The sequence below is a fragment of the Streptomyces sp. DSM 41931 genome (assembly GCF_050271085.1).
GTDB classification, from domain to species: Bacteria; Actinomycetota; Actinomycetes; order Streptomycetales; family Streptomycetaceae; genus Streptomyces; species Streptomyces albogriseolus.
This window is the reverse complement of record NZ_CP189902.1, coordinates 672,880-697,597: the sequence shown is the minus strand read 5'-3', so window position 1 is coordinate 697,597 and position 24,718 is coordinate 672,880. Positions and strand designations below refer to the sequence as shown.

General features: G+C 73.6%; 22 protein-coding genes. 10 read left to right on the top strand and 12 right to left on the bottom strand.

The window, feature by feature from the left end; genetic code table 11:
• Positions 1–2 precede the first annotated feature (2 nt).
• From ACP7TJ_RS03275 to ACP7TJ_RS03265, 3 genes are all read right to left on the bottom strand, one after another.
• Positions 3–737 carry a maleylpyruvate isomerase family mycothiol-dependent enzyme gene (locus ACP7TJ_RS03275; RefSeq protein ID WP_189910395.1) on the bottom strand — a complete coding sequence of 245 codons (735 nt, stop codon included), beginning with the start codon at positions 735–737 and terminating at the stop codon, positions 3–5.
• A gap of 54 nt (positions 738–791) precedes the next feature.
• A complete protein-coding gene (locus ACP7TJ_RS03270; protein ID WP_427762026.1) occupies positions 792–1,670 on the bottom strand; it encodes an SDR family oxidoreductase in 879 nt (292 codons plus the stop codon).
• 110 nt (positions 1,671–1,780) lie between these two features.
• Positions 1,781–2,944: an MFS transporter gene (locus tag ACP7TJ_RS03265; RefSeq protein WP_427762024.1), complete on the bottom strand. Its 1,164-nt coding sequence runs from the start codon at positions 2,942–2,944 to the stop codon at positions 1,781–1,783.
• A gap of 251 nt (positions 2,945–3,195) precedes the next feature.
• Between ACP7TJ_RS03265 and ACP7TJ_RS03260 the strand changes: the two genes are divergently transcribed.
• Both ACP7TJ_RS03260 and ACP7TJ_RS03255 read left to right on the top strand, forming a co-directional pair.
• On the top strand, positions 3,196–3,675 hold the full coding sequence (locus ACP7TJ_RS03260) for a hypothetical protein (RefSeq protein ID WP_093765545.1): 480 nt from the start codon (positions 3,196–3,198) through the stop codon (positions 3,673–3,675).
• Between the two features lie 202 nt (positions 3,676–3,877).
• A complete protein-coding gene (locus tag ACP7TJ_RS03255) occupies positions 3,878–4,534 on the top strand; it encodes a class F sortase (protein ID WP_093765579.1) in 657 nt (218 codons plus the stop codon).
• 66 nt (positions 4,535–4,600) lie between these two features.
• Here ACP7TJ_RS03255 and ACP7TJ_RS03250 read toward each other — a convergent pair whose 3' ends face one another.
• From ACP7TJ_RS03250 to ACP7TJ_RS03230, 5 genes are all read right to left on the bottom strand, one after another.
• Positions 4,601–6,238 (bottom strand): cellulase family glycosylhydrolase, encoded by a 1,638-nt coding sequence (locus ACP7TJ_RS03250; protein WP_427762021.1) that lies wholly within the window; start codon positions 6,236–6,238, stop codon positions 4,601–4,603.
• A 58-nt stretch (positions 6,239–6,296) separates the two neighbouring features.
• Positions 6,297–7,418 (bottom strand): cellulose binding domain-containing protein, encoded by a 1,122-nt coding sequence (locus tag ACP7TJ_RS03245; protein ID WP_401628682.1) that lies wholly within the window; start codon positions 7,416–7,418, stop codon positions 6,297–6,299.
• Positions 7,419–7,606: 188 nt separating this feature from the next.
• Positions 7,607–9,142: a tripartite tricarboxylate transporter permease gene (locus ACP7TJ_RS03240; protein ID WP_427762019.1), complete on the bottom strand. Its 1,536-nt coding sequence runs from the start codon at positions 9,140–9,142 to the stop codon at positions 7,607–7,609.
• Position 9,143: 1 nt separating this feature from the next.
• On the bottom strand, positions 9,144–9,716 hold the full coding sequence (locus tag ACP7TJ_RS03235) for a tripartite tricarboxylate transporter TctB family protein (protein ID WP_427762017.1): 573 nt from the start codon (positions 9,714–9,716) through the stop codon (positions 9,144–9,146).
• On the bottom strand, positions 9,713–10,696 hold the full coding sequence (locus ACP7TJ_RS03230) for a Bug family tripartite tricarboxylate transporter substrate binding protein (protein WP_167742391.1): 984 nt from the start codon (positions 10,694–10,696) through the stop codon (positions 9,713–9,715). The genes ACP7TJ_RS03235 and ACP7TJ_RS03230 overlap by 4 nt, the downstream gene beginning before the upstream one ends.
• A gap of 224 nt (positions 10,697–10,920) precedes the next feature.
• Between ACP7TJ_RS03230 and ACP7TJ_RS03225 the strand changes: the two genes are divergently transcribed.
• The 3 genes from ACP7TJ_RS03225 to ACP7TJ_RS03215 all read left to right on the top strand — a co-directional run bounded on the left by ACP7TJ_RS03225 (position 10,921) and on the right by ACP7TJ_RS03215 (position 13,885).
• Positions 10,921–11,727 (top strand): response regulator, encoded by an 807-nt coding sequence (locus tag ACP7TJ_RS03225; RefSeq protein ID WP_427762015.1) that lies wholly within the window; start codon positions 10,921–10,923, stop codon positions 11,725–11,727.
• A 107-nt stretch (positions 11,728–11,834) separates the two neighbouring features.
• Complete coding sequence (locus ACP7TJ_RS03220; protein WP_427762013.1) at positions 11,835–12,959, top strand: Gfo/Idh/MocA family protein; 1,125 nt, start codon at positions 11,835–11,837, stop codon at positions 12,957–12,959.
• Entirely contained in the window at positions 12,956–13,885 is a 930-nt protein-coding gene (locus tag ACP7TJ_RS03215; RefSeq protein WP_367532803.1) for a PmoA family protein, read from the top strand. The genes ACP7TJ_RS03220 and ACP7TJ_RS03215 overlap by 4 nt, the downstream gene beginning before the upstream one ends.
• Positions 13,886–14,161: 276 nt before the next feature.
• On the opposite strand, the gene ACP7TJ_RS03210 is transcribed toward ACP7TJ_RS03215, so the two are convergent.
• Both ACP7TJ_RS03210 and ACP7TJ_RS03205 read right to left on the bottom strand, forming a co-directional pair.
• Positions 14,162–14,788 carry a phosphatase PAP2 family protein gene (locus ACP7TJ_RS03210; protein WP_167742389.1) on the bottom strand — a complete coding sequence of 209 codons (627 nt, stop codon included), beginning with the start codon at positions 14,786–14,788 and terminating at the stop codon, positions 14,162–14,164.
• A 121-nt stretch (positions 14,789–14,909) separates the two neighbouring features.
• The gene (locus tag ACP7TJ_RS03205) at positions 14,910–17,156 is read right to left on the bottom strand and encodes a heavy metal translocating P-type ATPase (protein ID WP_427762011.1); all 2,247 of its coding nucleotides are present in this window, start codon (positions 17,154–17,156) and stop codon (positions 14,910–14,912) included.
• Between the two features lie 179 nt (positions 17,157–17,335).
• Between ACP7TJ_RS03205 and ACP7TJ_RS03200 the strand changes: the two genes are divergently transcribed.
• On the top strand, positions 17,336–18,307 hold the full coding sequence (locus tag ACP7TJ_RS03200; protein WP_370162758.1) for a hypothetical protein: 972 nt from the start codon (positions 17,336–17,338) through the stop codon (positions 18,305–18,307).
• A 3-nt stretch (positions 18,308–18,310) separates the two neighbouring features.
• Here the strand turns inward: ACP7TJ_RS03200 and ACP7TJ_RS03195 are convergent, their stop codons facing one another.
• Together ACP7TJ_RS03195 and ACP7TJ_RS03190 are read right to left on the bottom strand one after the other, a co-directional pair.
• Positions 18,311–20,149, bottom strand: a complete 1,839-nt coding sequence (locus ACP7TJ_RS03195; RefSeq protein ID WP_189910405.1) for a glycoside hydrolase family 15 protein — start codon at positions 20,147–20,149, stop codon at positions 18,311–18,313.
• A gap of 90 nt (positions 20,150–20,239) precedes the next feature.
• Positions 20,240–21,373, bottom strand: a complete 1,134-nt coding sequence (locus ACP7TJ_RS03190) for a methyltransferase (RefSeq protein ID WP_390923598.1) — start codon at positions 21,371–21,373, stop codon at positions 20,240–20,242.
• 184 nt (positions 21,374–21,557) lie between these two features.
• Here ACP7TJ_RS03190 and ACP7TJ_RS03185 point away from each other — a divergent pair, with 184 nt between their 5' ends.
• From ACP7TJ_RS03185 to ACP7TJ_RS03170, 4 genes are all read left to right on the top strand, one after another.
• The gene (locus tag ACP7TJ_RS03185) at positions 21,558–22,796 is read left to right on the top strand and encodes an ROK family protein (RefSeq protein ID WP_367474145.1); all 1,239 of its coding nucleotides are present in this window, start codon (positions 21,558–21,560) and stop codon (positions 22,794–22,796) included.
• A gap of 32 nt (positions 22,797–22,828) precedes the next feature.
• Positions 22,829–23,725 (top strand): NAD(P)-dependent oxidoreductase, encoded by an 897-nt coding sequence (locus ACP7TJ_RS03180; RefSeq protein ID WP_427762008.1) that lies wholly within the window; start codon positions 22,829–22,831, stop codon positions 23,723–23,725.
• A gap of 47 nt (positions 23,726–23,772) precedes the next feature.
• The gene (locus ACP7TJ_RS03175) at positions 23,773–24,192 is read left to right on the top strand and encodes a PPOX class F420-dependent oxidoreductase (RefSeq protein ID WP_093765531.1); all 420 of its coding nucleotides are present in this window, start codon (positions 23,773–23,775) and stop codon (positions 24,190–24,192) included.
• A gap of 164 nt (positions 24,193–24,356) precedes the next feature.
• Entirely contained in the window at positions 24,357–24,623 is a 267-nt protein-coding gene (locus ACP7TJ_RS03170) for an SHOCT domain-containing protein (RefSeq protein WP_266395122.1), read from the top strand.
• Positions 24,624–24,718: the final 95 nt, after the last annotated feature.

Here is a 24,718-nt window from a genome sequence, read left to right as displayed (position 1 = left end):
CCTCAGACGATCGCGGACGTCTCCCGCCACAGCGCCGCGAGCGCCGCGTCGCCCGTCACCTCCGGTACCGGGAGCCGGTTCCACAGCGACAGGTACAGCTCGGCGGCCGGACCGGACACCTCGCACTCCGCGTCCCCGGCCGCGTCCCGCGTGGTCACCGGCGGCTCCTGCGACAGCCTTACCGTCCACACCGCGTCCGCGTCCGTCGCGCGCACCCGGAGCACGCGCGGCTCGGGGGTGCGGACCCGGCTTCTGCGGCGGGCGTGGAAGCCGCGCAGCAGTTCGTCGACGCCGTCCACCGCGAAGTCCGTGTCGACCGGCGTCGGTTCGCCACCGCGCGCCGCCTCCGCGTCGTAACGGTGCACGGCCGTCTCGTGGGCCTGGCGGCGGGCCCAGAAGCCCGGGCCGGAGACCGCGCCGGGCAGGAAGGCCCAGCACTCCACGTCCGGCTCCGCCTCGCGGAGCGTGTCGAGCAGCGCGCGGTGGCAGGCGCGGTACCAGGCGACCAGTTCCGCACCGTCCAGGTCCGGATGCTCCTCCATCGGGCGGGGCGTCGGGCAGGCGTCGGCGACGAAGCCCGCCGCCCACCGGTGCACCACGCCGGTGTGCCGCAACAGGTCCCGCACCCGCCAGTCCGGGCAGGCGGGGACGGGGGCGTCGGGCCCCGCCTGCTCCGCGGCGTCGGCCAGCGACCGGCCCTCGCGCTCAAGTATTCCCAGGTACCAGGCAGTCTCCATGGCCGGGAGTCTGCCCCACGCGGGGCCGGTGCGGTCAGTGCTTTTCCCGGTGCCCTACGGCAGCGGCGTCCCGCCGGTCGCGTTCACGATCTCGGCGGTGATGTACGACGCCTCCTGCGAGGCGAGGAACACGTACGCCGGGGCCATCTCGGCCGGCTGGGCCGGACGCCCGATCGGGGCCTGCTTGCCGAACTCCGCGGTGTCCGGCAGCGTCGCCGGGATCAGCGGCGTCCACACCGGCCCCGGCGCCACGGCGTTGACCCGGATGCCCCGCCCGATCAGCATCTGCGCCAGCCCCTGGGTGAACGTGACGATGGCGCCCTTGGTGGTCGCGTAGTCCAGCAGATGCGGACTCGGCTTGTACGCCTGCACGGAGGCCGAGTTGATGATGCTGCCGCCCTCGTTCATGTGCGGCACGGCGAACTTGCACAGCCAGAACATGCCGTACAGGTTGGTGCGCAGCACCCGGTCGAACTGCTCGGTGGTGATCGCCTCGATGCCGTCCGGCTGGGACATCTGGTACGCGGCGTTGTTCACCAGGATGTCGATGCCGCCGAACTCGGAGACCGCCCGGTCGATCAGCGCCCGGCAGTTCTCCTCCTCCCGGATGTCGCAGGACACGGCCACGGCACGCCTCCCGGCCTCCTTCACCCAGCGTGCGGTCTCGTCCGCCTCGTCCTTCTCGCTGTCCAGGTACGTGAAGACCACGTCGGCCCCCTCGCGGGCGAACGCCAGGGCGACCGCGCGGCCGATGCCGGAGTCCCCGCCCGTGATCACGGCCGTTCGGCCGGTCAGGCGTCCGCTGCCGTTGTAGGAGTCCTCACCGTGGTCCGGCGGCGGGTCCATGGGCCCGGTCCAGCCCGGGTGCGGCTGGTCCTGGGAGGGGAAGTCGGGGATGGGGTGCTGGTCGACGGGGTTCTGCTGCTCGCTCACGTTCTCTCCCGGCTCCGCGCGATGGTCGCTTGCGGCGTCCGCCGGGCGGAGGACCGTCGGACGCCGACGACCGGGTACCCGGGCACCGCCCGACGATCCCCGCCGGGCGCTCAGTCCGTCCGCACGTGCCGCGTCGTGAACCCGATGGTGGTGGCGACCGCCGCCAGCACCGCCACGCTCGTCAGGGCGGCCGGGAGGCTGTACCAGTCGGCCATGAAACCGATGGCGGGCGGGCCGAGCAGCATCCCGCCGTAGCCCAGCGTGGAGGCGGTCGCCACCCCGCTCGGGCCCGCCAGCGCGCCCGCCCTCTCCACGGCGACGGGGAAGAGGTTGGCGAGCCCCAGCCCGGTCACGGCGTACCCCAGCAGCGCCGCCCACAGACAGGGGGCCAGCGCGCCCAGCAGCATGCCGGCCGCGGCGGTGGAGCCGCCCGCCAGGATCGTGCGGGTCCGGCCCAGCCGTTCGAGCAGGGTGGTGCCGCTCAGCCTGCCGATCGTCATCGCCAGCGCGAAGCAGAGGTACCCGACGGCCGCCTCGCCCGGCGAGGCGCCCAGGTCCTGCTCCAGATGGAGCGCGCCCCAGTCGGCCAGCGCGCCCTCGCCGTAGGCGGTGCACAGCGCGATGAGCCCGAAGACGACCACCAGGGCGCGGGTACGCCGGTCGCGCCGGGGAGCGGAGCCCTCGGCGGGGCGTCCCCCGTCCGCCGGGGTCAGCGGCTCGCACCGCATCAGCGCCCGCCCCGCCACCGCCGTCACCAGCAGCGCGATCACGGCGAGCCCCGTGAGGTGCCGGGCCGGCGACAGGGAGCCGGCGACCAGGGCGCCCAGCCCCGCGCCGATCATGCCGCCCAGGCTGAACGCGGCGTGGAAGCCCGGCATGATCGGCCGTCCCAGCGCCGCCACCAGGTCGACGGCCGCGCTGTTGAAGGCGACGTTGATCCCGCCGTAGGCCGCGCCGAACACCAGCAGCACGGCGCCCAGGGCGAGCGTGGAGTGGGTCAGCGGCGGCAGGGCCACACTGACGCTCAGCAGCACCGCGCAGACCACGGTGACCAGATGGCTGCCGTACCGGCGGCACAGCCGGCCGGTCAGCGTCATGGTGATCACGGCGCCCGCGGAGACCCCGAGCAGCGCGAGACCCAGGGCGCTCGCCGACGCCCCGGTCTGTTCCTTGACGGCGGGGATGCGCACGACCCAGCCGGCGAAGACGAAGCCGTCCAGGGCGAAGAAGGCGGTCAGGGCGAGTCGGAGCCGGACGAGGTCGGTACCCGGCACGGCACTGTGCGGACGGGTTTTGTTTATTAGCGGCACAAAAGCAGGCTAGGCGGCGCCCCGATGCGGCGGCAAGGGGTCGCGGGACGCGGCTGAGTGAGCCGGCGCACGGCCGGAGGAGTGGGGGGTTAACCCGTGTGATCGTCTCGGATGGTGGGGCCGCGCGACATGGCTGAGCGTAGATCAGGCAGGAGCCCGGGAGTGGTGTGCTGACGCGGAGTCAGCTGCCCGGCCTCCAGCGGAAGGACTCTCAGATGCGCTCTGCCCGCATGGTGCTCGCCGCCGCGACGGCCACGGCGGCTCTCGCCATCGCCGCGCCCGCGGCCTACGCCGACCACGACGGCGACAGTGGACACGACAAGTCTTCCTACAGCAAGGAGTACGACAAGGAGAGCAAGCACGACAAGGACGACAAGTACGACAAGCCGCACGGCGGAGTCCACGCGGGCGGCGGCGCCCTGTCCGCGGTGAGCAGCGACGACTGGGGCACCGCCAAGGACCCGAAGTACGACCCCGAGAGCTACAAGGAGAAGGGCGACTCGGAGAGCGAGGAGTCCTACAGCAAGAAGGACAAGGAGTGGAAGCACGACAAGCCGCACGGCGGCGTGCACACCGGCGGCGGCGGTCTCGCCTCGCAGCCCGGTGTCACGGCGGGCGGCCTGGCCGCGCTCGCGGTCCTCGGCACCGGCGCCTACGCGCTGCGCCGTAAGAAGGTCTCCGGGAACATGGCCTGAGCCATGCCCGGGGACATAGCGGCCGGGGCCGTCCCCGCGCACCACGCGGCACGACGGCCCCGCTCGCCCCTCCCGAGTCCTCCCTCCCCTGAAGAGCCCTCCGCCGCGCCCGAATGAGGTGGTTCCCCCGATGCCGGCCAGTCCCCCCACTCCCGCCGAACCCGACCAGGCGTCCCCGACGAGGCGCAGAGTGCGCTCCGTCATGACCGCGGTCTTCTGGGGCGGGGCCGGCCTGCTGCTGGCCACCACGCTGATGGGCGGCGGCGAGGACCCGCCCGACGACGCCCACGGACCGCGCGCCTCCCGCACGGTCGCCGCGGCGCCCTCGGCCGACGCGTCCACCGGACCGGCCGAGGGCGGGTCCGCCGCCTCGGCGTCCCCCGCCGAACGACCCCCCCGCAAGCACCTGCCGCGCTCGGCGCCGACCCGGCTGGTCATCCCGTCCATCGGCGTGAACGCCCCCTTCACCGCACTCGACACCGACAGTGAGGGCCGGCTCGAAGCGCCCCCGGCGAACGACACCAACCTCGTCGGCTGGTACGCCAGGGGCGTCTCCCCGGGCGAGCTGGGCACGGCGATCATCGCCGGGCACGTGGACACCAAGACCTCCGCGGCCGTCTTCGCGCGCCTCGGCGAACTGGAGAAGGGCGACCGCTTCCAGGTGCGGCGCGCCGACGGCACCAGGGCCACGTTCGTCGTCGACGAGGCGGAGTCCTTCGAGAAGGACGACTTCCCGAACGAGCGCGTGTACGCCGACACCCCCGACGCGCAGGTCCGGCTCATCACCTGCGCCGGCGCCTACGACCACGCCGCCAAGGACTACACCGAGAACCTGGTGGTCTTCGCCCGCCTCGTCTGACCTCGACGACCCGGACCGGTGAACGGCTGCCCGGAGGGGGAGGGACCCTCCGGGCAGCCGGCTCTGTCACGCCGCGGAGCACTCCGCGCCGTTCAGCAGGAACACCGTCGGATCGGTGTTGGTCCCCGCCCTTGAGCCCGTGAAGCCCAGCGACACCGCACCGGACGGCGGGATCGTCGCGGTGTACGGGGCCGCCGCGACGCTCACCTCCGCACCGCTCTGCGTCACCGTCCCGCCCCACAGGCTGGTGATCCGCTGGCCGTCCGGGAAGGTCCAGCGCAGCGTCCACCCGTCGACCGCCGTGCTCCCGGTGTTGCGGACGACGACCTCGCCCTGGAAGCCGCCGGGCCACTCACCCGTCACCCGGTAGGTGACCGCGCAGGATCCGGCCGCCGGACCCGACGCGGTGGTCACGGTCGCCGTCGCGGAGCGCGCCGAACGGTTCCCGGCCGCGTCCCGGGCGTAGACGGCGAACGTGTGGGAGGTGTCCGCCGCGAGACCGGTCACCGTGGCCGTGGTGCCGGAGGACGAGGCGACGACGGTCTCCTGGCCGCCGGCGACCCGCACGACGTCGTAGCCCGTCACGCCGACCGTGTCGGTGGCCGCGCCCCAGGTGAGCGTCACGGACGAGGACGTCACCGCGGACGCCGCGGGAGCGCCCGGAGCGGTCGGCGCCGTGGTGTCCTCGCCCGGGCCGCTCCGGTAGACCGCGGCCTCCTCGGACGTGGCCGCGATCCCGTCCGGGCCGTCGAAGAGGCGCTGCCCCCAGCTGGTCGTCCGGGCCGGGTCGAAGTTCTCGACCATGTCCAGGTACTCGACCCCGCCGCCGTTGCCGCTCCAGGACCAGCCCAGGTAGCCGATGCCGAGCTGCCGGGTCACCGACAGGATGGCGTCCTCGTCCGGGTTGCCGTCGGAGTGGTTGTGTCCGAACTCGCCGACCACGACGGGGAGTTTCGCGGCGACGAAGCGGCCGAGGTAGTCGCTCACCTCCGCGGCGGTGTCGAAGACGCCGTACATGTGGATGGAGAACACCGTGTTGGCGTCCGGGTCGGCCGCGAACACGGAAGCCGCGTTGTCGCGCATGGTGAACGCCCAGTCCTGGCCCCAGTTGGGGGCGTCGACCATCAGCGTGTGGCCGAACCCGGCGGCCCGCAGCTTCTGGACGGCCGCCTTGGTGTCGGCGGTCCAGCGCGTGTAGTCGGTGTTGCCGTGCGGCTCGTTGCCGATGTTGACGATGACGTAGTCCTCCTGGCCGGCAAGCGCGTCCCGCACCTCGATCCAGTAGTCGGCGGCGCGGGACAGCGTCACCGCTCCGCTCTGCTCGCCGTAGCCGGTGGTGTCGTGCACCTCCAGGACGCAGATCAGCCGGTTCCGCTTGCACTGCGCGACGACGTTCGCCACGTCGGCGGTGTCGTTGCGGGTCCACCGGTCGCCGCTGGACAGCACCACACGCACGGTGTTGGCGCCCTTGGCCTTGATGTGGTCCAGCGCGTCGAGGCGGTCGGCGTACCAGGTGTGCGCGTGGTTGACGCCCCGCATCACGAAGTCGTTCCCGGACGCCTCGAGGAGCCGTCCGTTCTGCACCCGGAATCCGGTGGGCGCCGCGTGGGCCGGGGTGGTCGGGACGAGCAGCGTCAGGAGCAGACCCGCGAGCGCCGCGAGGAGGGCGGCGGCCCGGGGGACGGTGCGGTCGGAGGTTCTCATGGCGGCTCCAGGAGAGGGGTGGGCGAGGGGATGTTCCCGTGTCGGAGTGTGCGCCGGGTCAGGAGGCGGGTGTGGCCGCGCAGTCGGCGGTGGCGGCGGGGGCGGCCGGCCCCGCGGTGGTGGTGGCGATGAGTCCGAACGCCGTGCTCGCGCCGGGGGCGAGGGCGCCGTTCCAGCCCGCGTCGGCGACGGTGGCGGTGCCGTCGGCGGCCGACTTCAGCGCGCCGTTCCAGACCTGGGTGACCCGGGCGCCGTCGGCCGGCCGCAGCGTCACCGTCCAGCCGCGGACGGGGGCGGCGGAGGTGTTCCGCACGGTCACCTCGGCCTGGTAGCCGCCCTGCCAGACGGAAACGGACCGGAAGGACGCGGTGCAGGTGAGGGTGGGGTCACCGGGGTCGCCCGGGTCACCGGGGTCGCCCGGGGTGCTCCCCAACTGCGCGGCGAGGGCGGGGAACCAGCGGGCGGCGATCTTCTCGTCCCCGGAGGCGTCGGGGTGGACGCCGTCGTAGGTGTCGGTGGCGGTGTCGAAGCCCGTCCACTGGTCCACGACGACGACGGGGGAGCGGCTGGTGTGCGCGCCGGCGGCCCAGGCCGGGATGCGGGCGTTGAGGTCGACGACCCGCTGGGCGCACGCGGCGCAGGTGGCGGGGTTCATGGGGATCAGCTGGGCCACCAGGACGCGTATGTCCGGGTTGGACTCCCGCATCTGCGCCAGCAGCGTGTCGTAGGCGGCGAGGATGCGGTCGGGCGCGATGTTGCTCCAGACGTCGTTCGTGCCGAAGTGCATGACAACGATGTCCGGACGGGTGGCGGCCAGCCGCGCGGGCAGCAGGCCCTGGCTCGCCACGTTGGTGACCAGTTCGCCGCCGTGGCCCTCGTTGTCGCCGTCGTGCGCGATCCCGCAGCCCTGCGGGGGCAGGGTGCCGACGAAGTCGATGCCGGTGTGTCCGGCGTCCTGGAGCCGGTTCCACAGCAGGGCGCGCCAGCAGCCGGGTGAGCCGGTGATGGAGTCGCCGAGCGGCATGATCCGCACGGGGTCGGCGGCCGCGGTCGCGTCCGGCGGGGAGGCGGCCGCCGCGGCCGGGGTGAGCAGGCCGAGCGGCAGGAGCAGGGCGGCCAGCAGGCCGGGCAACGAGCGGATGGACAAGCGGGGTAAGCGCAGTCGGCGGGTGTCGCGCATGGTGTCCCCTTCCCGGAGTGGAGGTGGGAGCGCTCCCATCAAGGGGTCATGAAGCCACCGTTGTCGGTTACGCGTCAAGAGGTGCGGCGTGGATCGGTCGCGTGACCTGTGGGGGTGAGAGGCGTCGGGCCGGGACGCCGCGGGGCGTCCCGGCCCGGTACCGGGGAGTTCGACCGCCGTTCGACGACTCAGGCGCTTCGACCGGACGGCGTACGGGATTCGGGCGCCTCGGGCGTCGTGGTCGTACGGCGCGGCAGTGCCTTGCGGAGCAGCGGCCAGGCGAGCAGCAGCACCACGACCGCGTAGACGGTGACCGAGAACGGCGTGTTCACCAGACCGGTGACGCTGCCGTCGCTGATCTGCAGCGCGCGGCGCAGCTGCTGCTCGGCGGCCGGGCCGAGGATGACGCCGATGACGGCCGGGAGCACCGGCAGTCCGTAGCGCCGCATGCCGAACCCGATCAGACCGATGACCAGCAGCAGCACCAGGTCGATCACCTCGCCGCCGACCGCGTACGCGCCCACCGCCGCGAAGAACATGATCCCGGCGTACAGGTACGGCCGCGGGACGCGCAGCAGCTTCGCCCACAGCGGCGCGAGCGGCAGGTTCAGGGCGAGCAGCAGCACCATGCCGACGAACAGCGAGGCGATCAGGCCCCACACCAGGTCGGGCTCCCGCTCGAAGAGCAGCGGGCCCGGCTGGATGCCGTACTGCTGGAACGCGGCCAGCATCACCGCCGCGACCGCCGTGGTCGGCAGACCCAGCGTCAGCATCGACACCAGCGTGCCCGCCGCCGAGGCCGACGCCGCCGACTCCGGCCCCGCCACACCCTCGATGGCGCCCTTGCCCCACTCGTCCTGGTGCTTCGACAGCCGCTTCTCCGTCACGTACGACAGGAACGTCGGGATCTCCGCGCCGCCCGCCGGGATCGCGCCGAACGGGAAGCCGATGAACGGACCGCGCGCCCAGGACTTCCAGGCACGCCGCAGGTCGGCGCGGCCCAGCCACGGCCGGCCCACCGGGATCGCCTCCGGCGGCCGGCGCCGCAGATGGGCGGCGACCCACAGCGCCTCACCGATCGCGAACAGGCCCACCGCGACGATCACCACGTCCACACCGTCGGCCAGGTGCAGCGAACCGAAGGTCAGCCGCTGCTGCCCGGTCATCTGGTCCAGGCCGATCAGGCCGATGGTCAGACCGATCAGCAGCGAGGCCAGGCCCCGGATCCGCGACGAGCCGAGCACCGACGTCACGGCGATGAACGCCAGCACCATGATGGCGAAGTAGTCCGGCGCGCCGATGTCCACCGCCAGCTCGGCGACCGTCGGCGCGAGCGCGACCAGCAGCAGCGTGCCCACCATGCCGCCCGCGAAGTGGCCGACGGCGGCGGCCGCGAGGGCCTGCGCGCCGCGCCCCGACTTCGCCATCGGGTTGCCCTCCATGGCGGCGACCACGGCGGCGCTCTCCCCGGGCGTGTTCAGCAGGATCGAGGTCGTCGAACCACCGAACATCGCGCCGTAGTAGATGCCGGCGAACATGATGAACGCGCCGGTCGGGTCGAGCCCGTACGTCACCGGCAGCAGCAGGGCCACCGCCATCGCCGGGCCGATGCCCGGCAGCACGCCGATCGCCGTGCCGAGCAGCACGCCCACCGCGGCCCAGAGGAGGTTGAGCGGGGTGAGGGCGGTACCGAAGCCGTCCATCAGGGAGTTGAGGGCGTTCATGTCACAGCACTCCCATCAGCGGACCGCCGGGCAGCGGCACTCCGAGCAGCTTGTCGAACAGGACGTAGGCGGCCAGCGAGAGCACCGCCGCGATCAGCGGGTCACGGTCCACCCGGCGGCTGCCGAGCGCGTACGCGGCGCCCCAGAACAGCAGGGCGCCCGCGGCGGGGAAGCCGAGCGGCTCGATGAGGACGGCGGAGCCGAGGAACACGCCGGAGAGCAGCAGGACCGTGCGCCAGTCGGCAGGTTCGCCGAGGTCGACGTCCTCCCCGGTCTCCGCCTGGCCCCGGCCGCCGCGCAGCACGTCGACGGCGAGGAGGGCGGCGACGACGAGCAGGCCGACGCCGACGACGACGGGAACGGTCTTCGGCCCGACCGGGCCGCGTTGGGTGATGACGACGTCCATGGTGAGGGCGTCGTTGAGGACCAGCACGCCGAGGGCGAGGAGGAGGGCGCCGACGCCCAGTTCGGAGTGGTCGCGGAGCCAGGAGCGGGGGGTTCGGGGAGCGGTGGGCTTCGTCTCCGGCGCCGGCTTCGCCCCGGGCCCGGGCGTCGGGGTGGAGGCAGTGGTCACAGGCCGAGCTCCTTCAGTACCGACACCACGCGCTTGTCCTCGGCAGCCAGGAACGCGCCGAACTCGTCGCCGGTCAGGAACGCGTCGTCCCAGCCGTTGCGCTTCATGGACTCCTGCCACTCCTTCGAGTCGTGCAGCGCCTCCAGCAGCCGCACGAGCTTGCCGCGTTCGGCGTCGGTGAGGCCGGGCGGGGCGACGACGCCCCGCCAGTTCGTGAACTCCACGTCGTAGCCGGACTCCTTGAGCGTGGGCGCGTCGAGGCCCGGCACGCGCTCCGGGCCGGTCACCGCCAGCAGCCGCAGTTCGCCCGCCTCGATCTGGTCGCGGTACTCGCCGACCCCGGAGACGCCGAAGGCGACCTTGCTGCCGAGGATCGAGGCGAGCAGCTCGCCGCCGCCGTCGAACGGGATGTAGTTGACGTCCTTCGGAGCGATCCCGGCGGCCCGCGCCATCAGCATCGGCGCGAGGTGGTCCGGGCCGCCGGGGGACGAACCGCCGCCCACGGGGAGCCGGCCGGGAGCCGCCTTCCACGCCTTGACGAGGTCGTCGACGGTCCGGTACGGGGAGTCCTTGGCGACCACCACCACGTCCTGCTCCTCGGTGAGCCGGGCGATGGGCGTGGTGTCCGCGAGGGTGCGCGGCGCGTGGTTGGAGCGGACGGCGCCGACGACGCCGAGCCCCATCGACATCGCCAGCTTGCCGTTGCCGCGCTCGTTCACCAGGCGGCTCAGGCCGACCGTGCCGCCGGCGCCGGGCAGGTTGAACACCTCGACGGAGCGGGTGAGTCCGGCGTCCTCGGCGTTCTTCGCGGCGGTGCGGGCGGTGATGTCGTAGCCGCCGCCGGGCGAGTTGGGAACCATGAGGCGCAGGCCCGGGATGTGGGTGCCGCTCCCGGCGCCGCTGCCGGTCGTGAGCAGCGGTGGGCCCACGAGGACGAGCAGAGCGGCGCCGAGCAGGGCGAGGGGTGTGCGCAGGCGCACGGGTGCCACCACCTGTCGGTCGGGTTGTACGGGGTGTGTTCCGGGATGCGTGACCCGCGGAGGGGGAGGGTGACGCGGGCCACATGGTGCCTGGGCGGGGGCGGGCTGTCGCGGTTACGGAAGCAATGGAGGTTGTGGTCGTTGTGTCAGCGGGGCGGTTGCCGCCGGTGCAGGTCTGTCGCAGGCCCTTTGCCCGGTGGGGAGCGGGGGTGATGATGGGGCTTATGCGGGACAGGGAGGATGCGCGCGGGGCCGGCGGGGCTGTCGGGGTCGGCGAGGCCGTCGAGCCTGGTGGGACGACCGGGGCCATCGGAGTGCTCGTGGTGGACGACGACTTCCGGGTGGCGCGTGTGCACCGGGCATACGTCGAGCGCGTCGACTGCTTCCGGGTGGTCGGCGTCGCCGGCAGTGGTGAGCAGGCCCTGGGCGCCGTCGGCGAACTCCGTCCGGATCTCGTGCTGCTCGATCTGTATCTGCCCGATGTGTTCGGCCTCGATCTCATCCCCCGGCTGCGGACCGCCGGACATGAATGCGACGTCATGGTCGTCAGCGCCGCGCGCGAGGCGGACGCGGTGCGCGGCGCGGTGCGGCACGGTGTCGTCGACTACCTGCTCAAGCCCTTCGACTTCGAGGACCTGCGGGGGAGGCTGGAGCGCTACGCGGTGCAGCGGGGGATGCTGCGGGACACCGTGGTGCGGGGGCAGGACGACGTCGACCGGGTGCTGGCGGGGGCGGCGATGCCCGTACCGTCCGGGCTGCCCAGGCCGCACAGGCTGCCCAAGGGGATGAGCGCGGAGACCGCCGGGCTGGTGGAGCGGACGCTGCGGGAGGCGGAGGGGAGTCTGTCGGCGAGCGAGTGCGCGCGGCTGACCGGTGTCTCGCGGGTCAGTGCGCGGCGGTACCTGGAGTACTTCCACGCCGTGGGGGCGGCGGAGGTGTCGTTGCGGTACGGGGCGACCGGGCGGCCTGAGCGGCGGTACCGCTTCGTGGGGGCGGGGCGAGGGGTTGTCTCCGGGGGGAGCCGGGCCTAGGGTCGGGGTTCGAGCGGCGACGGTAAGCGCTTTCTGCGAGGTTCCGGCTCGCAGAGTGCCCTGTCGGTCCGGCTCGTGGAGTGCCGTTTCGTTCCGAGGAGCGCCGCATGACCCCGTCCTCCGGCCGCCGTCGTGCGGCCGTCATCGGCACCGGCGCCATCGTCGTCGGCGGTCATCTGCCCGCGCTGCGGGCGCACGCCGACCGCGTCGAACTCGTCGCCGCGGTCGACGTCGACCCCGGTCGGCTGGACGCGTTCCGCGCGGAGGCCGGGGAGGAGGTGGCCGGGTTCGCCTCGACGGAGGCGATGCTGGACGCCGTACGGCCGGATCTCGTGCTCATCGGCACGCCGCCGTCGCTGCACCGCGAGCAGACCGTCGCCGCGCTGAAGGCGGGGGCCTGGGTGCTGTGCGAGAAGCCGCTGTGCCTGTCGCTCGCCGAGTACGACGAGATCGCGGCGGCGGAGACCGCCTCCGGGGCGTACGCGTCGGTGATCTTCCAGCACCGGTACGGCAGTGGCGCCGTGCGCGCACGGGAGCTGATCCGGAGCGGGGAACTGGGCGCGCCGCTGGTCGCCCACTGCCAGACCACCTGGCATCGGGACGCCGGGTACTACTCCGTGCCCTGGCGCGGGCGGTGGGACACCGAGGGCGGCGGGCCGACGATGGGCCACGGGATTCACCAGTACGACCTGCTGCTGCATCTGCTCGGGGAGTGGGAGGAGGTGCAGGCGATGGCGGCGCGGCTGGTGCACGACACGGAGAGCGAGGACGTGTCGACGGCGTTGGTGCGTTTTGCCGACGGGGCGTTGGCGACGGTCGTCAACAGCGTGCTGTCCCCGGACGAGGTGAGCCGGGTACGGGTGGACTGTGCGGACGCGACGGTCGAGTTGACGCATCTGTACGGGCACAGGAACGCCGACTGGGTGTACACGCCCGCGCCGCATGTGGCGCGGGAGCGGGTCGCGGCATGGCGTGAGGCGGGGGAGGACGTGCCCAGTTCGCATACCGCCCAGCTGGGGTACGTGCTGGACGCCTGGGACGCGGGGGTGCGGCCGCCGGGGAGCGGGCGGGAGGCGCGGGACACGCTGGAGTTCGCCGCGGCGCTGTACAAGGCCGCGTTCACGGGGCGGGCGGTGCGGGCCGGTGAGATCGGTCCCGGGGATTCCTTCTACGAGGTCATGCACGGGGGGTTCGGGGAGACGTGGAGCGGGCGCGGGGTGGGGAGCGCGTGACGCTTCGGGTGGTGCACGCGCACGGGGACGCCGTGGGCGTGAGCGTGGGGGACGTCGAGATTCTGCGGTACGTGTACCGGCCCGATCCCGTTGCGTTCGAGTCGCGCAAGCCGTACGCGCATCCGGTGCGGACGCTCGGGGGGAGGGTGGTGACCGGGTACCGGCCGAACGATCACCGGTGGCACAAGGGGTTGCAGATGACGGCCAGTCATCTGTCCGGGCAGAACTTCTGGGGAGGCAACTCGTATGTGCACGGCCGGGGTTACCTGCCCCTGCCGGAGCGGATCGGGTGGATGCGGCACGACGGGTTCTCGTCGTTCGAGGTGGCCGAGGAGCGGTTCGATTGCGTGGAGGAGCTCACGTGGGTGGAGAACGGGGGTGCGGAGTGGGCGCGTGAGGAGCGGGGGCTGAGCGTCCACTCCGTGGACGCGGCGCGTGGGGTGTGGGTGTTGGACTGGTCGATACGGCTGACCAACGTGCGGGGCGAGGAGTTGCGGTTCGGGTCCCCGACCACGGCCGGGCGGGAGATGGCCGGGTACACCGGGCTGCAGTGGCGGGGGCCGCGGGACTTCACTGGGGGGACGGTGTTCGCGCCGGGCGTGGAGGGGGGTGGGCCGGGGGAGCGGTTCATGGGGACGCGGGGGCCGTGGCTGGGGTTCACGGCCGAGCGGGACGAGGTCGACGGGGCGTCGACGGTGGTGTTCGCGCATGCGCCCGGGAATCTGGACGAGGGCCGGGCCGGCCATCCGTCGCACTGGTTCGTGCGGTCGGAACCGATTCCGTCGGTGGCGTTCTCGTGGGCGTTCTTCGAGGAGTTCGGGCTGCCGGCGGGGGAGTCGTTCGCGTATCGGTACCGGGTGGTGGTCGCCGACGGGGCGTGGGGGAGTGAGCGGGTGGAGGAGTTCTTGGCGGGGGTGCCGTGGTGATGCCGTTGCCGGGGGCCTCTGCGGGTGGACGGACGCCTGCGGCGCCGTGTCCTGTCCGGTGGGGGTTGAGGTAGCGCCCGGGGTGGGGTGGTGGTGCGGGGCCGCGGCGGGGGTGGTCGTCCTCGGTCTGGCGCGAGAGTGCGTGCTGGAGAGGTCCAGGGCGTGGACGCGCCAGCCGCTGCGGGCGCCCACCCCCACCCCGTCCCCTCCCCGCCGCGGGCGGTTGCACGTCACCGGGCTTTCTCGACTGCTGCCGCCCGGGGGCGACCGCCCCGGTTACCTGGGGCGCCGCCCCCGTGGGTAGGAGGCCGGGAGCCGTGCCGAGGCGACCGCCAGGGCCGTGGCCGCCGACGCCACTCCCAGCACCGCCCCCGCCGCCACGTCCCCCGGGTAGTGCACCCCCGTATGGATACGGGAATACCCCACCGCCCCCGCCAACGCCCCCAACGGCACGGACGCCGCGGGCAGCACCGTCCCCACCGCCGTCGCGAAGGCGACCGCGGAGGCCGTGTGCCCGGACGGGAACGACGCCGACATCGGCATCGGAACATGCCGGTCCACCGTCACCCGCGCCGCCTCCCGGTCCGGACGGTCCCGGCGGACGAGCCGTTTGCCGAGCAGGTTGGCCGAGGCGGAGGCCACCGCCACGGCGCCGACCCCGGCGAGCGCCGCCCTGCGGGGGCGGGAGCCGGCCAGGGCCAGCGCGCCGGCGATGGCGAACGAGATCTTGGAGTGGTCGGCCGCGTGGGAGAGCCGGCGCAGCGCGCGGTCGAGCGTCGGCGTCGGGGTCGCGGCGACCGCCGCGTACAGCGCGCCGTCCACCGCTCTCAGGTCGCTCAGGACGTTGCGGGCGATCCTGCGCAGGCCGTCGGCGGGCGGTACGGGTCTGGTGAGCTCGCTCATCTCTCTCTCTCCCGCGGTGACATCGTCCAGTGGCCCACCCGCACCGTGGGGCGGGGTGCACCGGGTGCCCACGGTACGCATGGTCCACGCCACGGGCCCGGCCGCCCCGCCCGTACGCCCTTCAGGCCGCCCGGAACGTCCGCAGCCGCAGGGAGTTGCCCACCACGAACACCGACGAGAACGCCATGGCCGCCCCCGCGATCATGGGGTTCAGCAGACCGGACGCCGCGAGGGGCAGCGCGGCGACGTTGTAGGCGAACGCCCAGAACAGGTTGGACCTGATCGTGCCCAGGGTGCGGCGGGCGAGCCGGACGGCGTCCGCCGCGGCCCGCAGGTCGCCGCGGACCAGCGTGAGGTCGCCCGCCTCGATCGCCGCGTCCGTGCCGGTGCCCATCGCCAGGCCCAGGTCGGCCTGGGCGAGGGCCGCCGCGTCGTTCACTCCGTCGCCGACCATCGCCACGGAGTGGCCCTGTGACTGCAGGCGCTTGACGACGTCCACCTTGTCCTGGGGGAGCACCTCCGCGATCACGTCGTCGGGGGCGATGTCCAGCTCGCGGGCCACCGAGTGCGCCACCGCCTCGTTGTCGCCGGTCAGCAGGACGGGGCGCAGGCCCAGTGCGCGCAGGCGGCGGATCGCCTCCGGGCTGGTCTCCTTCACCGTGTCGGCGATCTCCAGCACGGCGCGGACCTCGCCGTCCCATGCGACCAGGACGGCTGTGTGGCCCGTCGTCTCGGTTGCGGTGAGGGTGCCGGCCAGGTGGGCGGGAAGGGGGAGGGACCATTCCGCCATCAGGCGGGGGCGGCCCACCAGGACCGCGTGGCCCTCGACGATGCCCTGGACGCCCAGGCCGGGCACGGCCGTGAAGTCCTCCGGGGTGGGCAGGGTGCCCAGCTTGGCCAGGGCCGCGTCCGCCACGGCCCGGGCGATCGGGTGTTCCGAGGCGTGCTCCAGGGCGCCGGCCAGGCGCAGGACGTCCGTCTCGTCGGTGTCGGGGGAGTGGACGGCCACCAGGCTCATCCGGCCGGTGGTGACGGTTCCGGTCTTGTCCAGGACCACCGTGTCGACGCGGCGGGTGGACTCCAGGACCTCAGGGCCCTTGATGAGGATGCCGAGCTGGGCGCCCCGGCCGGTGCCGACCATCAGCGCGGTCGGGGTGGCCAGCCCGAGGGCGCAGGGGCAGGCGATGATCAGGACGGCCACCGCCGCGGTGAACGCGGCCGTGGTGCCCGCGCCGTTGCCGATCCAGAAGCCCAGGGTGGCCAGGGCGAGGGCGATGACCACGGGGACGAAGACGGCGGAGATGCGGTCGGCGAGCCGCTGGGCGGACGCCTTGCCGTTCTGCGCGTCCTCCACCAGCCGTGCCATGCGCGCCAGTTGAGTGTCCGCGCCGACCCGGGTGGCCCGCACGACGAGACGGCCGCCGGCGTTGACCGTGGCGCCCGTGACCGCGTCCCCGGCGGTGACCTCCACCGGGACCGACTCGCCCGTCAGCATCGACGCGTCCACCGCGGAGGAGCCCTCCACGACCGTGCCGTCGGTCGCGATCTTCTCGCCGGGGCGGACCAGGAAGTGGTCCCCGACGGCCAGATCCGACACCGGGCGGGTCTCCTCGCCGCCGTCCGGCAGGAGGACGGTGACGTCCTTCGCGCCCAGCTCCAGCAGCGCGCGCAGGGCGGCTCCGGCCCTGCGCTTGGCGCGGGCCTCGAAGTAACGGCCGGCCAGGATGAACGTCGTGACGCCTGCCGCCGCCTCCAGGTAGAGGTTCCCGGCGCCGTCCGAGCGGGCCACTGTGAACTCGAAGGGGTGCGTCATGCCCGGGGTGCCCGCGGTGCCCAGGAACAGGGCCCAGACGGACCACAGAAACGCGGCCGTCGTGCCGACGGAGACCAGTGTGTCCATCGTGGCCGCGCCGTGACGGGCGTTGGTGAGGGCCGCGCGGTGGAACGGCCAGGCCGCGTAGGTGACGACGGGCGCCGCGAGGGTCAGGGACAGCCACTGCCAGTACTCGAACTGCAGGGCCGGCATCATCGCCATCGCGACGACGGGTGCCGACAGCACGACGGCCGTCAGCAGGCGGTCGCGCAGCGGGCGGAGCTCGTCCGGTTCCGACGGCTGCTCGCCGACGTCGGGCGGGGAGGGTTCTCTCGCCGTGTATCCGGTCGCCTCGACCGTGGCGATCAGATCGGGGACGGTCACGCCGGCGCCGTAGCTGATCCGGGCCTTCTCGGTGGCGTAGTTGACCGTGGCGGTGACGCCCTCCATCCGGTTGAGCTTCCTCTCGATCCGCGCGGCGCACGAGGCGCAGGTCATCCCTCCGACGGAGAGTTCCACCTCGGCATCGGCACCGGTTGTCGTACGGACAGTCATCGCTGGCTCCTTGCGGATACGGGGCAGGGGTATCGCCCGAGGGGTTACCTGTATACCCCGGTGGGGTATGCGACGCAAGGCGTCCGTCGACTTGACTTGGTACCCCCTAGGGGTATGGTGAGCTGTGTCGATCGGCTCGTGACGGGTTGCGGGCCGCTGCTTCCAGGGGAGAGACGGCCATGAAGACCGGACTGAAGATCACCGCGTTCGCCGCCGCACTGGCCGGCGCGTTCGGCACCGCCTACGGGGTCGGCCAGACCTTCGACCCGGTCGTCGCGGAACGTCCCCCGGCGCACGAGGAGCGGCATCCGTCGGGGGCGGGGGAGAGCGAACACGGCGGGACCGCCGCCGCGCAGGCGCCCGGCGGGCTGCAGATCTCCGAGGGCGGCTACACCCTCGACCTGGACACCCCGGCGGTCACCGCCGGTGAGCGCGCCGAACTGCGGTTCACCGTGCGGGACGCGGACGGGCGGGCCGTCGACGAGTACCGCCGGGAGCACGACAAGGAACTGCACCTGATCGTGGCCTCCCGCGACCTGGTGACCTACCGCCACCTCCACCCCGAGCGCGCCCCCGACGGCACCTGGAGCACACCCGTCGACCTGCCCCGCGCCGGCGGCTACCGGGTGTTCGCCGACTTCACCCCGGACCGGCCGGGCGCGGAGAACCTCACCCTCGGCGCCGACCTGGCCGCCTCCGGCCCCTACAGCCCCCGCGAGCTGCCGCGGCCCTCCGCCACGGCCCGCGTCGACGGTTACGACGTGAAGCTGACCGGGGCGCTCACGCCCGGCCGGGCGGGCGAGCTGCGCCTGACCGTCTCCCGCGACGGCAAGCCGGTCACCGACCTCCAGCCCTACCTGGGCGCCTACGGCCACCTGGTCGCCCTGCGCGCCGGAGACCTCGCCTACCTGCACGTCCACCCCGAGGGGGAGCCGGGCGACGGCACGACCAGGCCGGGACCGCACGTCTCCTTCACCGCCACGGCGCCCAGCGGCGGCAGCTACCGCCTGTTCCTGGACTTCAAGCACGACGGAGTCGTCCGCACGGCCGCCTTCACCGTCGAGGCGGGCAAGGCCACGCCGGAGAAGCCCGCTTCCACCTCACCCGGCCACACGGAGTCGCCCGGACACTCCGACGGGCACGGCCACTGAGGGTCAGCCCAGCGCCCGGTCCAGGTTGTACGCCGCGCTGATCAGGGCGAGGTGGGTGAACGCCTGGGGGAAGTTGCCCTGTTGCCGGCCGGTGTGGCCGATCTCCTCGGCGTAGAGGCCGAGATGGTTGCCGTAGGTGAGCATCTTCTCGAAGGCCAGCCGGGCCTCGTCCAGACGGCCGGCGCGGGTGAGGGCCTCGACGTACCAGAACGAGCAGATGGAGAACGTGCCCTCCGCACCGTGCAGGCCGTCGGGGCTCACGTTCGGGTCGTAGCGGTAGACCAGCGAGTCGGAGACCAGCTCACGGGTCAGACAGTCCAGCGTGGACAGCCACTTGGGGTCCTTCGGCGCGATGAACTTCGCCATCGGCATCATCAGCAGCGCCGCGTCCAGCACCTCGCCGCCCTCGTGCTGGACGAACGCCCGCAGCTCGTCCGACCAGCACTCGGTCATGATCCGCCGGTAGATCACGTCCCGGCACGCCGTCCAGCGCGGCAGGTCCGCGGGCAGGCCCCGGCGGCGGGCCATGCGGACGCCGCGCTCGATCGCCACCCAGCACATCAGCCGCGAGTACAGGAAGTTCTTCCGCCCGCCCCGCGTCTCCCAGATGCCCTCGTCGGGCTGGTCCCAGTTCCCGCACACCCAGTCGACCAGCGCCGTCACATGGTCCCACTGTTCGCTGGAGATCGGCTCGGCCCACTTGTCGTACAGGTAGATCGAGTCGATCAGCGCGCCGTAGACGTCCAGCTGGAGCTGGTCGGCCGCCGCGTTGCCCACCCGGACGGGGCGTGAGCCGCAGTGGCCCTCCAGGTGGTCCAGGGTCTGTTCGGACAGGTCGGTGCGGCCGTCGATGCCGTACATGATCTGGAGCGGGCCCGACGGTTTGCCCTCGCCGGGGCTGATGTGCCGGGAGACGAACGCCATGAACGCCTCCGCCTCCTCGGTGAAGCCCAGCCGCAGCATGGCGTAGACGCAGAACGCCGCGTCGCGCACCCACATGTACCGGTAGTCCCAGTTGCGTTCGCCGCCGAACTCCTCCGGCAGACTCGTCGTCGGCGCGGCGACGATCGCCCCGGTGGGCGCGAACGTGAGCAGCTTCAGGGTGAGCGCCGAGCGGTGCACCATCTCCCGCCAGCGGCCCCGGTAGCGGGACGCGGACAGCCAGTCCCGCCAGTAGCGCACCGTCGCGGCGAACTCCTGCTCCGCCTCCTCGTGGGCGCACCCGCGTGGCGCCAGCTCCCCGCCGACCTGGTCCAGCGCGAACACCGCCGTCTCACCCTCGGCCAGCTTGAAGTCGGACCGCACGTCGAGCCCGTCCTGCTCCAGCGGGACCGTGGCGGTCAGGGCGAGGTCCAGCGCGCCGGACGCGAAGACGGCGACGTCCCCGGTCACCCGCAGAGTGTGCGGCACCGCCGCGTAACCGAACCGCGGCGCCACCAGCGCGCGGAACGGCAGCGACCCGCGCACGCACAGCACCCGCCGGATCAGCCGGTGCCGGTCCTCCTGCACCGAGTCGCCGGACACGGGCATGAAGTCCTGCACCTCGCCGACGCCGTCCTCGGTGAAGTACCGGGTGATCAGCACGTTCGTGTCGGGGAAGTAGAACTGCTTGGTGCGGGCCGGCACGGCCGTCCCCAGCTCGAAGCAGCCGCCCCGGTCGGCGTCGAGCAGCGCGGCGAACACGCTCGGCGCGTCGAAGCGCGGCGCGCAGTACCAGTCGATGGTGCCGTCCGTCGCCACCAGCGCCACGCTGCGCAGGTCGCCGATCAGCCCGTGGTCGGCGATGGGCATGTACCGCCGGCCGCCGGATCCGTCGCCCGGCCGGTTCGTCGTCCCGTCCATCGCAGCCTCCTCGGCCGGCGCGTGTCCTCCTGCCAGCTTAGGCAGGGGGAGCGGGGCCGGCCTTCCGGCGGGCGGCGCACCCTGAAGGACCTACCGGCGGACGGCCCTGAGGATCACGAACTTCGGGTCCGACGCCACCACCTCGCTGTTGCCGAACAGGCGGCGCAGCTTCACATGGTGGCCGAGGTGCCGGTTGCCGACCACCCAGAGCTCGCCGCCCGGGCGCAAGGTGCGGCGGGCGCCGGTGAACATGCGCCAGGCCGTGGCGTCGGTGGTCGCCTGGTGGGAGTGGAAGGGCGGATTGTTGAGCACCAGGTCGACGCTGCCCGCCGGGACGCCCGTCAGACCGTCGCCGACCCGGAACTCGGCCTGCCCGCTCACGTCGTTCGCCCGGTAGGTGTCCTGCGCCGACGCCACCGCCTGGAAGGACTCGTCCACGAACAGCACCTCGGCCTTCGGGTCGGCCAGCGCCATCGCCGTCCCCACCACGCCGTTGCCGCAGCCCAGGTCCACCACCCGGCCGCCGTCCCGCCCGGCGGGCAGATGGCGCAGGAAGAAGCGGGTGCCGATGTCGAGCCGGTCCGCGCAGAACACCCCGGCGTGGTTGACGACCGTACGGCCCGACACGGCACCGACGTCCCCGGGCAGCGCGTAGCGGTACGGCCACGGGTTCGGCGGGCGGACCAGGGACGGGTCCGGCGTGCAGAAGATCAGCCGGGCCTTCCTCTCCGCCAGGGAGGTGCGGGTCGGGCCGAGGATCCGCTCGAACAGCTTCAGCGTCGAGGTGTGGATCTCCTTCACCATGCCCGTGCCGGCCACGACCGTGTCCGCGTGCACCGACGGCGCCAGCCGCAGCAGCTGGTCCTCCAGCAGCGCCAAACTCTTGGGCACCCGCACCAGCAGCACGTCGATCCGCTCCGGCGGGGCGTCCTGCGTGGTCAGCAGCCGCACCGTGCCGGGCTCGACGCCGTTGCGGGCGAGGTTGGCGCGGGTGGCCTCCTGACCGAGCCAGGAGTCGGTGATCTGCGTCGGCCGGTGCGCGGCCAGCGCCGTGACCAGCGCGCCCCACCGGTCGCCGACCACCACGACCGTCCCGGACAACGGCGTCCGCCGCTCGGCGAGATGCCTGAGGAGATACTCGTCGGAGGCGTCCCAGGCGCGCAGCCTGTCCCGCGGGTCCTCGGGGAAGCGGGACAGCACCGGCTCGCCCCAGGGAGTCGTCATACGGTCGTTCATCGTGCAGCCAGGCTAGCCGAGCCCCGGACGGGTCCGGCGCGGCGGACGGGTGCGGCGGACGGGCGCGGCCGCCGCGGGCACACGCCCCGTGCGCCCGTACGCCCCGCCGGGGCCCCACACGTTGGCGGCCTTGTCGTCCGCGAGCGTTGCGGATCATGGGAGACTCGCCCCCATGAGCGGGAAGGCGGACCCCCGGCCGGCGGGGGAAGGGACCACCTCGAGGACGCGGCTGGACCGGGGGCGGGGGGCGCTCGGACCCGCGCTGGAGCTGGTGCACACCGGACGCGCCCCGACCCGCGCGGTGCTCACCGCGGAGCTCGGCGTCACCCGTGCCACGGCCGGCGCGGTGGCCGCCGAACTGGAGGCGCTCGGACTGATCCGGGTGGACGCCAGGCCCGGCGCGGCCGCCGGCTCCCAGGGACGCCCCTCGCACCGGCTGTCCGTCGCCGAGGACGGTCCCGTGGCGCTCGCCGCGCAGATCCACGCCGACGGCTTCCGCGCCGCCCTGGTCGGGCTCGGCGGCCGGATCGTCGCCACCGCGCCCGGCTGCGAGGTCGTCGACCCCGACCCGGCGAAGGTGCTGGGCTCCGTCGTCGCGGCCGGCGCGGAACTGCTGCGGGAGACCGGACGGCGCTGCGTGGGCGCCGGGCTCGCCGTGCCGTCGGCGGTCGCCGAACCGGAAGGGCTGGCGCTCAACCCGCTGCACCTGGCCTGGCCCGCCGGGGCCCCGGTGCGGGAGATCTTCGCCGAGCAGGTGCGCGCCGCCGGCCTCGACGGACCCGCCTTCGCCGCCAACGACGTCAATCTCGCCGCGCTCGCCGAACACCGGCACGGCGCCGGGCGGGGCGCGCGCGACCTGCTGTGCGTGGCCACCGGCCACCGTGGCGTCGGCGGCGCGCTGGTCCTCGACGGCCGCCTGCACACCGGCAGTTCGGGCCTCGCCCTGGAGGTCGGCCACCTTGGTGTCAACCCCGACGGCCGCCCCTGCCACTGCGGCAGCCGGGGCTGTCTCGACGTCGAGGCGGACCCGCTGGCCCTGCTCACCGCGGCCGGCCGCGAGCCGGGCCCGGAGATGTCGCTGCTGAAGCAGGCCGGCGACCTGATCCGCGGCCAGTACGGCGACCCGCGGGTGCGCACCGCCACCGAACAGCTCATCGACCGGCTCGGCCTCGGACTGGCCGGGCTGGTCAACATCCTCAACCCCGACCGGATCATCCTCGGCGGTCTGCACCGCACCCTCCTGGAGGCCGACCCCGACCGGCTGCGGGCCGTCGTCGCCGACCGCAGCCTGTGGGGCCGCAGTGGCGGGGTGCCGATCCTCGCCTGCACGCTGGACCACAACAGTCTGGTCGGGGCGGCGGAGCTGGCCTGGCAGCCGGTGCTGGACGATCCTCTCGGGGCACTGGCGTAAGGACGACGACCGCACGACGGAAGGCCGACCGTATGACCGACACGCTCACCGTCACCGTCCTGGGCACCGGCATCATGGGCGCCGCGATGGCCCGCAATCTCCTGAGGGCGGGACACACCGTCCGCGCGTGGAACCGCACCCGCGCCAAGGCGGACCCGCTCGCCGCCGACGGCGCCCACGTCGTCGGCGCCCCCGCCGAGGCGGTCGAGTCCGCCGACGTGGTCCTCACCATGCTGTACGACGGCCCCGCGACCCTGGAGACCATGCGCGCCGCCGCCCCGGCGCTCCCGCGCGGAGCCGTCTGGGCGCAGTGCACCACCAGCGGCATCGAGGACGTCGCCGAGATGGCCGCCTTCGCCCGCGACCACGGCCTGCGCTTCTACGACGCGCCGGTTCTCGGCACCCGCAAGCCCGCCGAGGACGGGCAGCTCACCGTGCTCGCCGCCGGCCCCGCCGAGGGCCGGGACACGGTGGCCCCGGTGTTCGACGTGGTGGGCGCCCGCACCGTGTGGACCGGCGAGGACGGCGCCGCGGCGAGCGCCACCCGGCTGAAGCTCGTCGCCAACAGCTGGGTGCTCGCGGCCACCGCCGCCGCGGGCGAGACGCTCGCGCTGGCCCGAGCCCTCGACGTCGCACCGGACGACTTCTTCGGCCTCATCGCCGGCGGACCGCTCGACATGGGCTATCTGCACGCCAAGGCGCGGCTGATCCTCGAGGAGAGGCTGTCCCCGGCCCAGTTCGCGGTGAAGACCGCCGCCAAGGACGCCGGACTCATCGTGCGGGCCGGTGAGCGCCACGGCGCCCGCCTCGACGTCGCCGCCGCGAGCGCCCGCCGTCTGGAGCGGGCCGCCGCCCAGGGGCACGGCGACGAGGACATGGCCGCCGCCTACTACGCGAGCTTCGACGACGGTCCCGCGTCCGCCACCTGACCGCCTGCACCACCTCCCCCGATCCCCCCGTACAACGAGGAGTTCACGTGTCCAAGCCCCCACTGCCGCCGGAGGCCGAGGCGCTGCTGCGCAAGCCCAACCCGTGCGTGATGGCCACCCTCCGCTCCGACGGCTCGCCCGTCTCCACCCCCACCTGGTACCTCTGGGAGGACGGCCGCGTCCTGGTCAACCTCGACGAGGGACGGGTCCGTCTGCGCCACCTCCGCCGCGACCCGCGCGTCACCCTCACCGTCCTCGACGCGGACAACTGGTACACCCACGTCACCCTGATCGGCCGGGTCACCGAGATGCGCGACGACGAGGACCTCGCCGACATCGACCGCCTCTCCCGCCACTACGGCGGCGACGCGTACCCCGACCGTGAGCGCCGCCGCGTCAGCGCCTGGGTCGAGGTCGAGCGGTGGCACGGCTGGGGCGCGATGAAGGACAGCGACCAGACCGGCTGACCGGCTGAACCGGGTCGCGGGAGCAGCCGGCGCACCACCCGCGTACTCCCCGGGTGGTACGCCGGCTGCCGCCGGCCGCACGACGACCGGACCCCCTCGTCGGAGCGAGTCTCGAAGTGTCGCCGAGGGGCGACGGGACACCGCACCCGAGGAGTTGAACGATCATGCAGACCCTGGCGCACTTCGGTGACGGCGGGCCCGGCCCGTGGATCCTGCTCTTCCCCCTGTTCTGGGCCCTCGTCGTGGGGTTCGGCATCGCCCTGCTGCGCCGCACGGGGTGGCGCGGCCGCCGCGGCCCGCACGGACCCGCCGCCCGCGACGACTCGCCGCTCGCCGTCCTCGGCCGCCGCTTCGCCTCCGGCGAGATCGACGAGGACGAGTACTGGCGCCGTCTGTCGGTCCTGGAGGAGGAGTTCGGACGACGCGGCTGAGAGGTCCCGCGCGGCCCCCGGCCCGCACAAGTGATCCATATCACCATCCCACCCTGTGACGGGCGGGGCACGGGCGGCGCTGGAGAGGTGAGGCG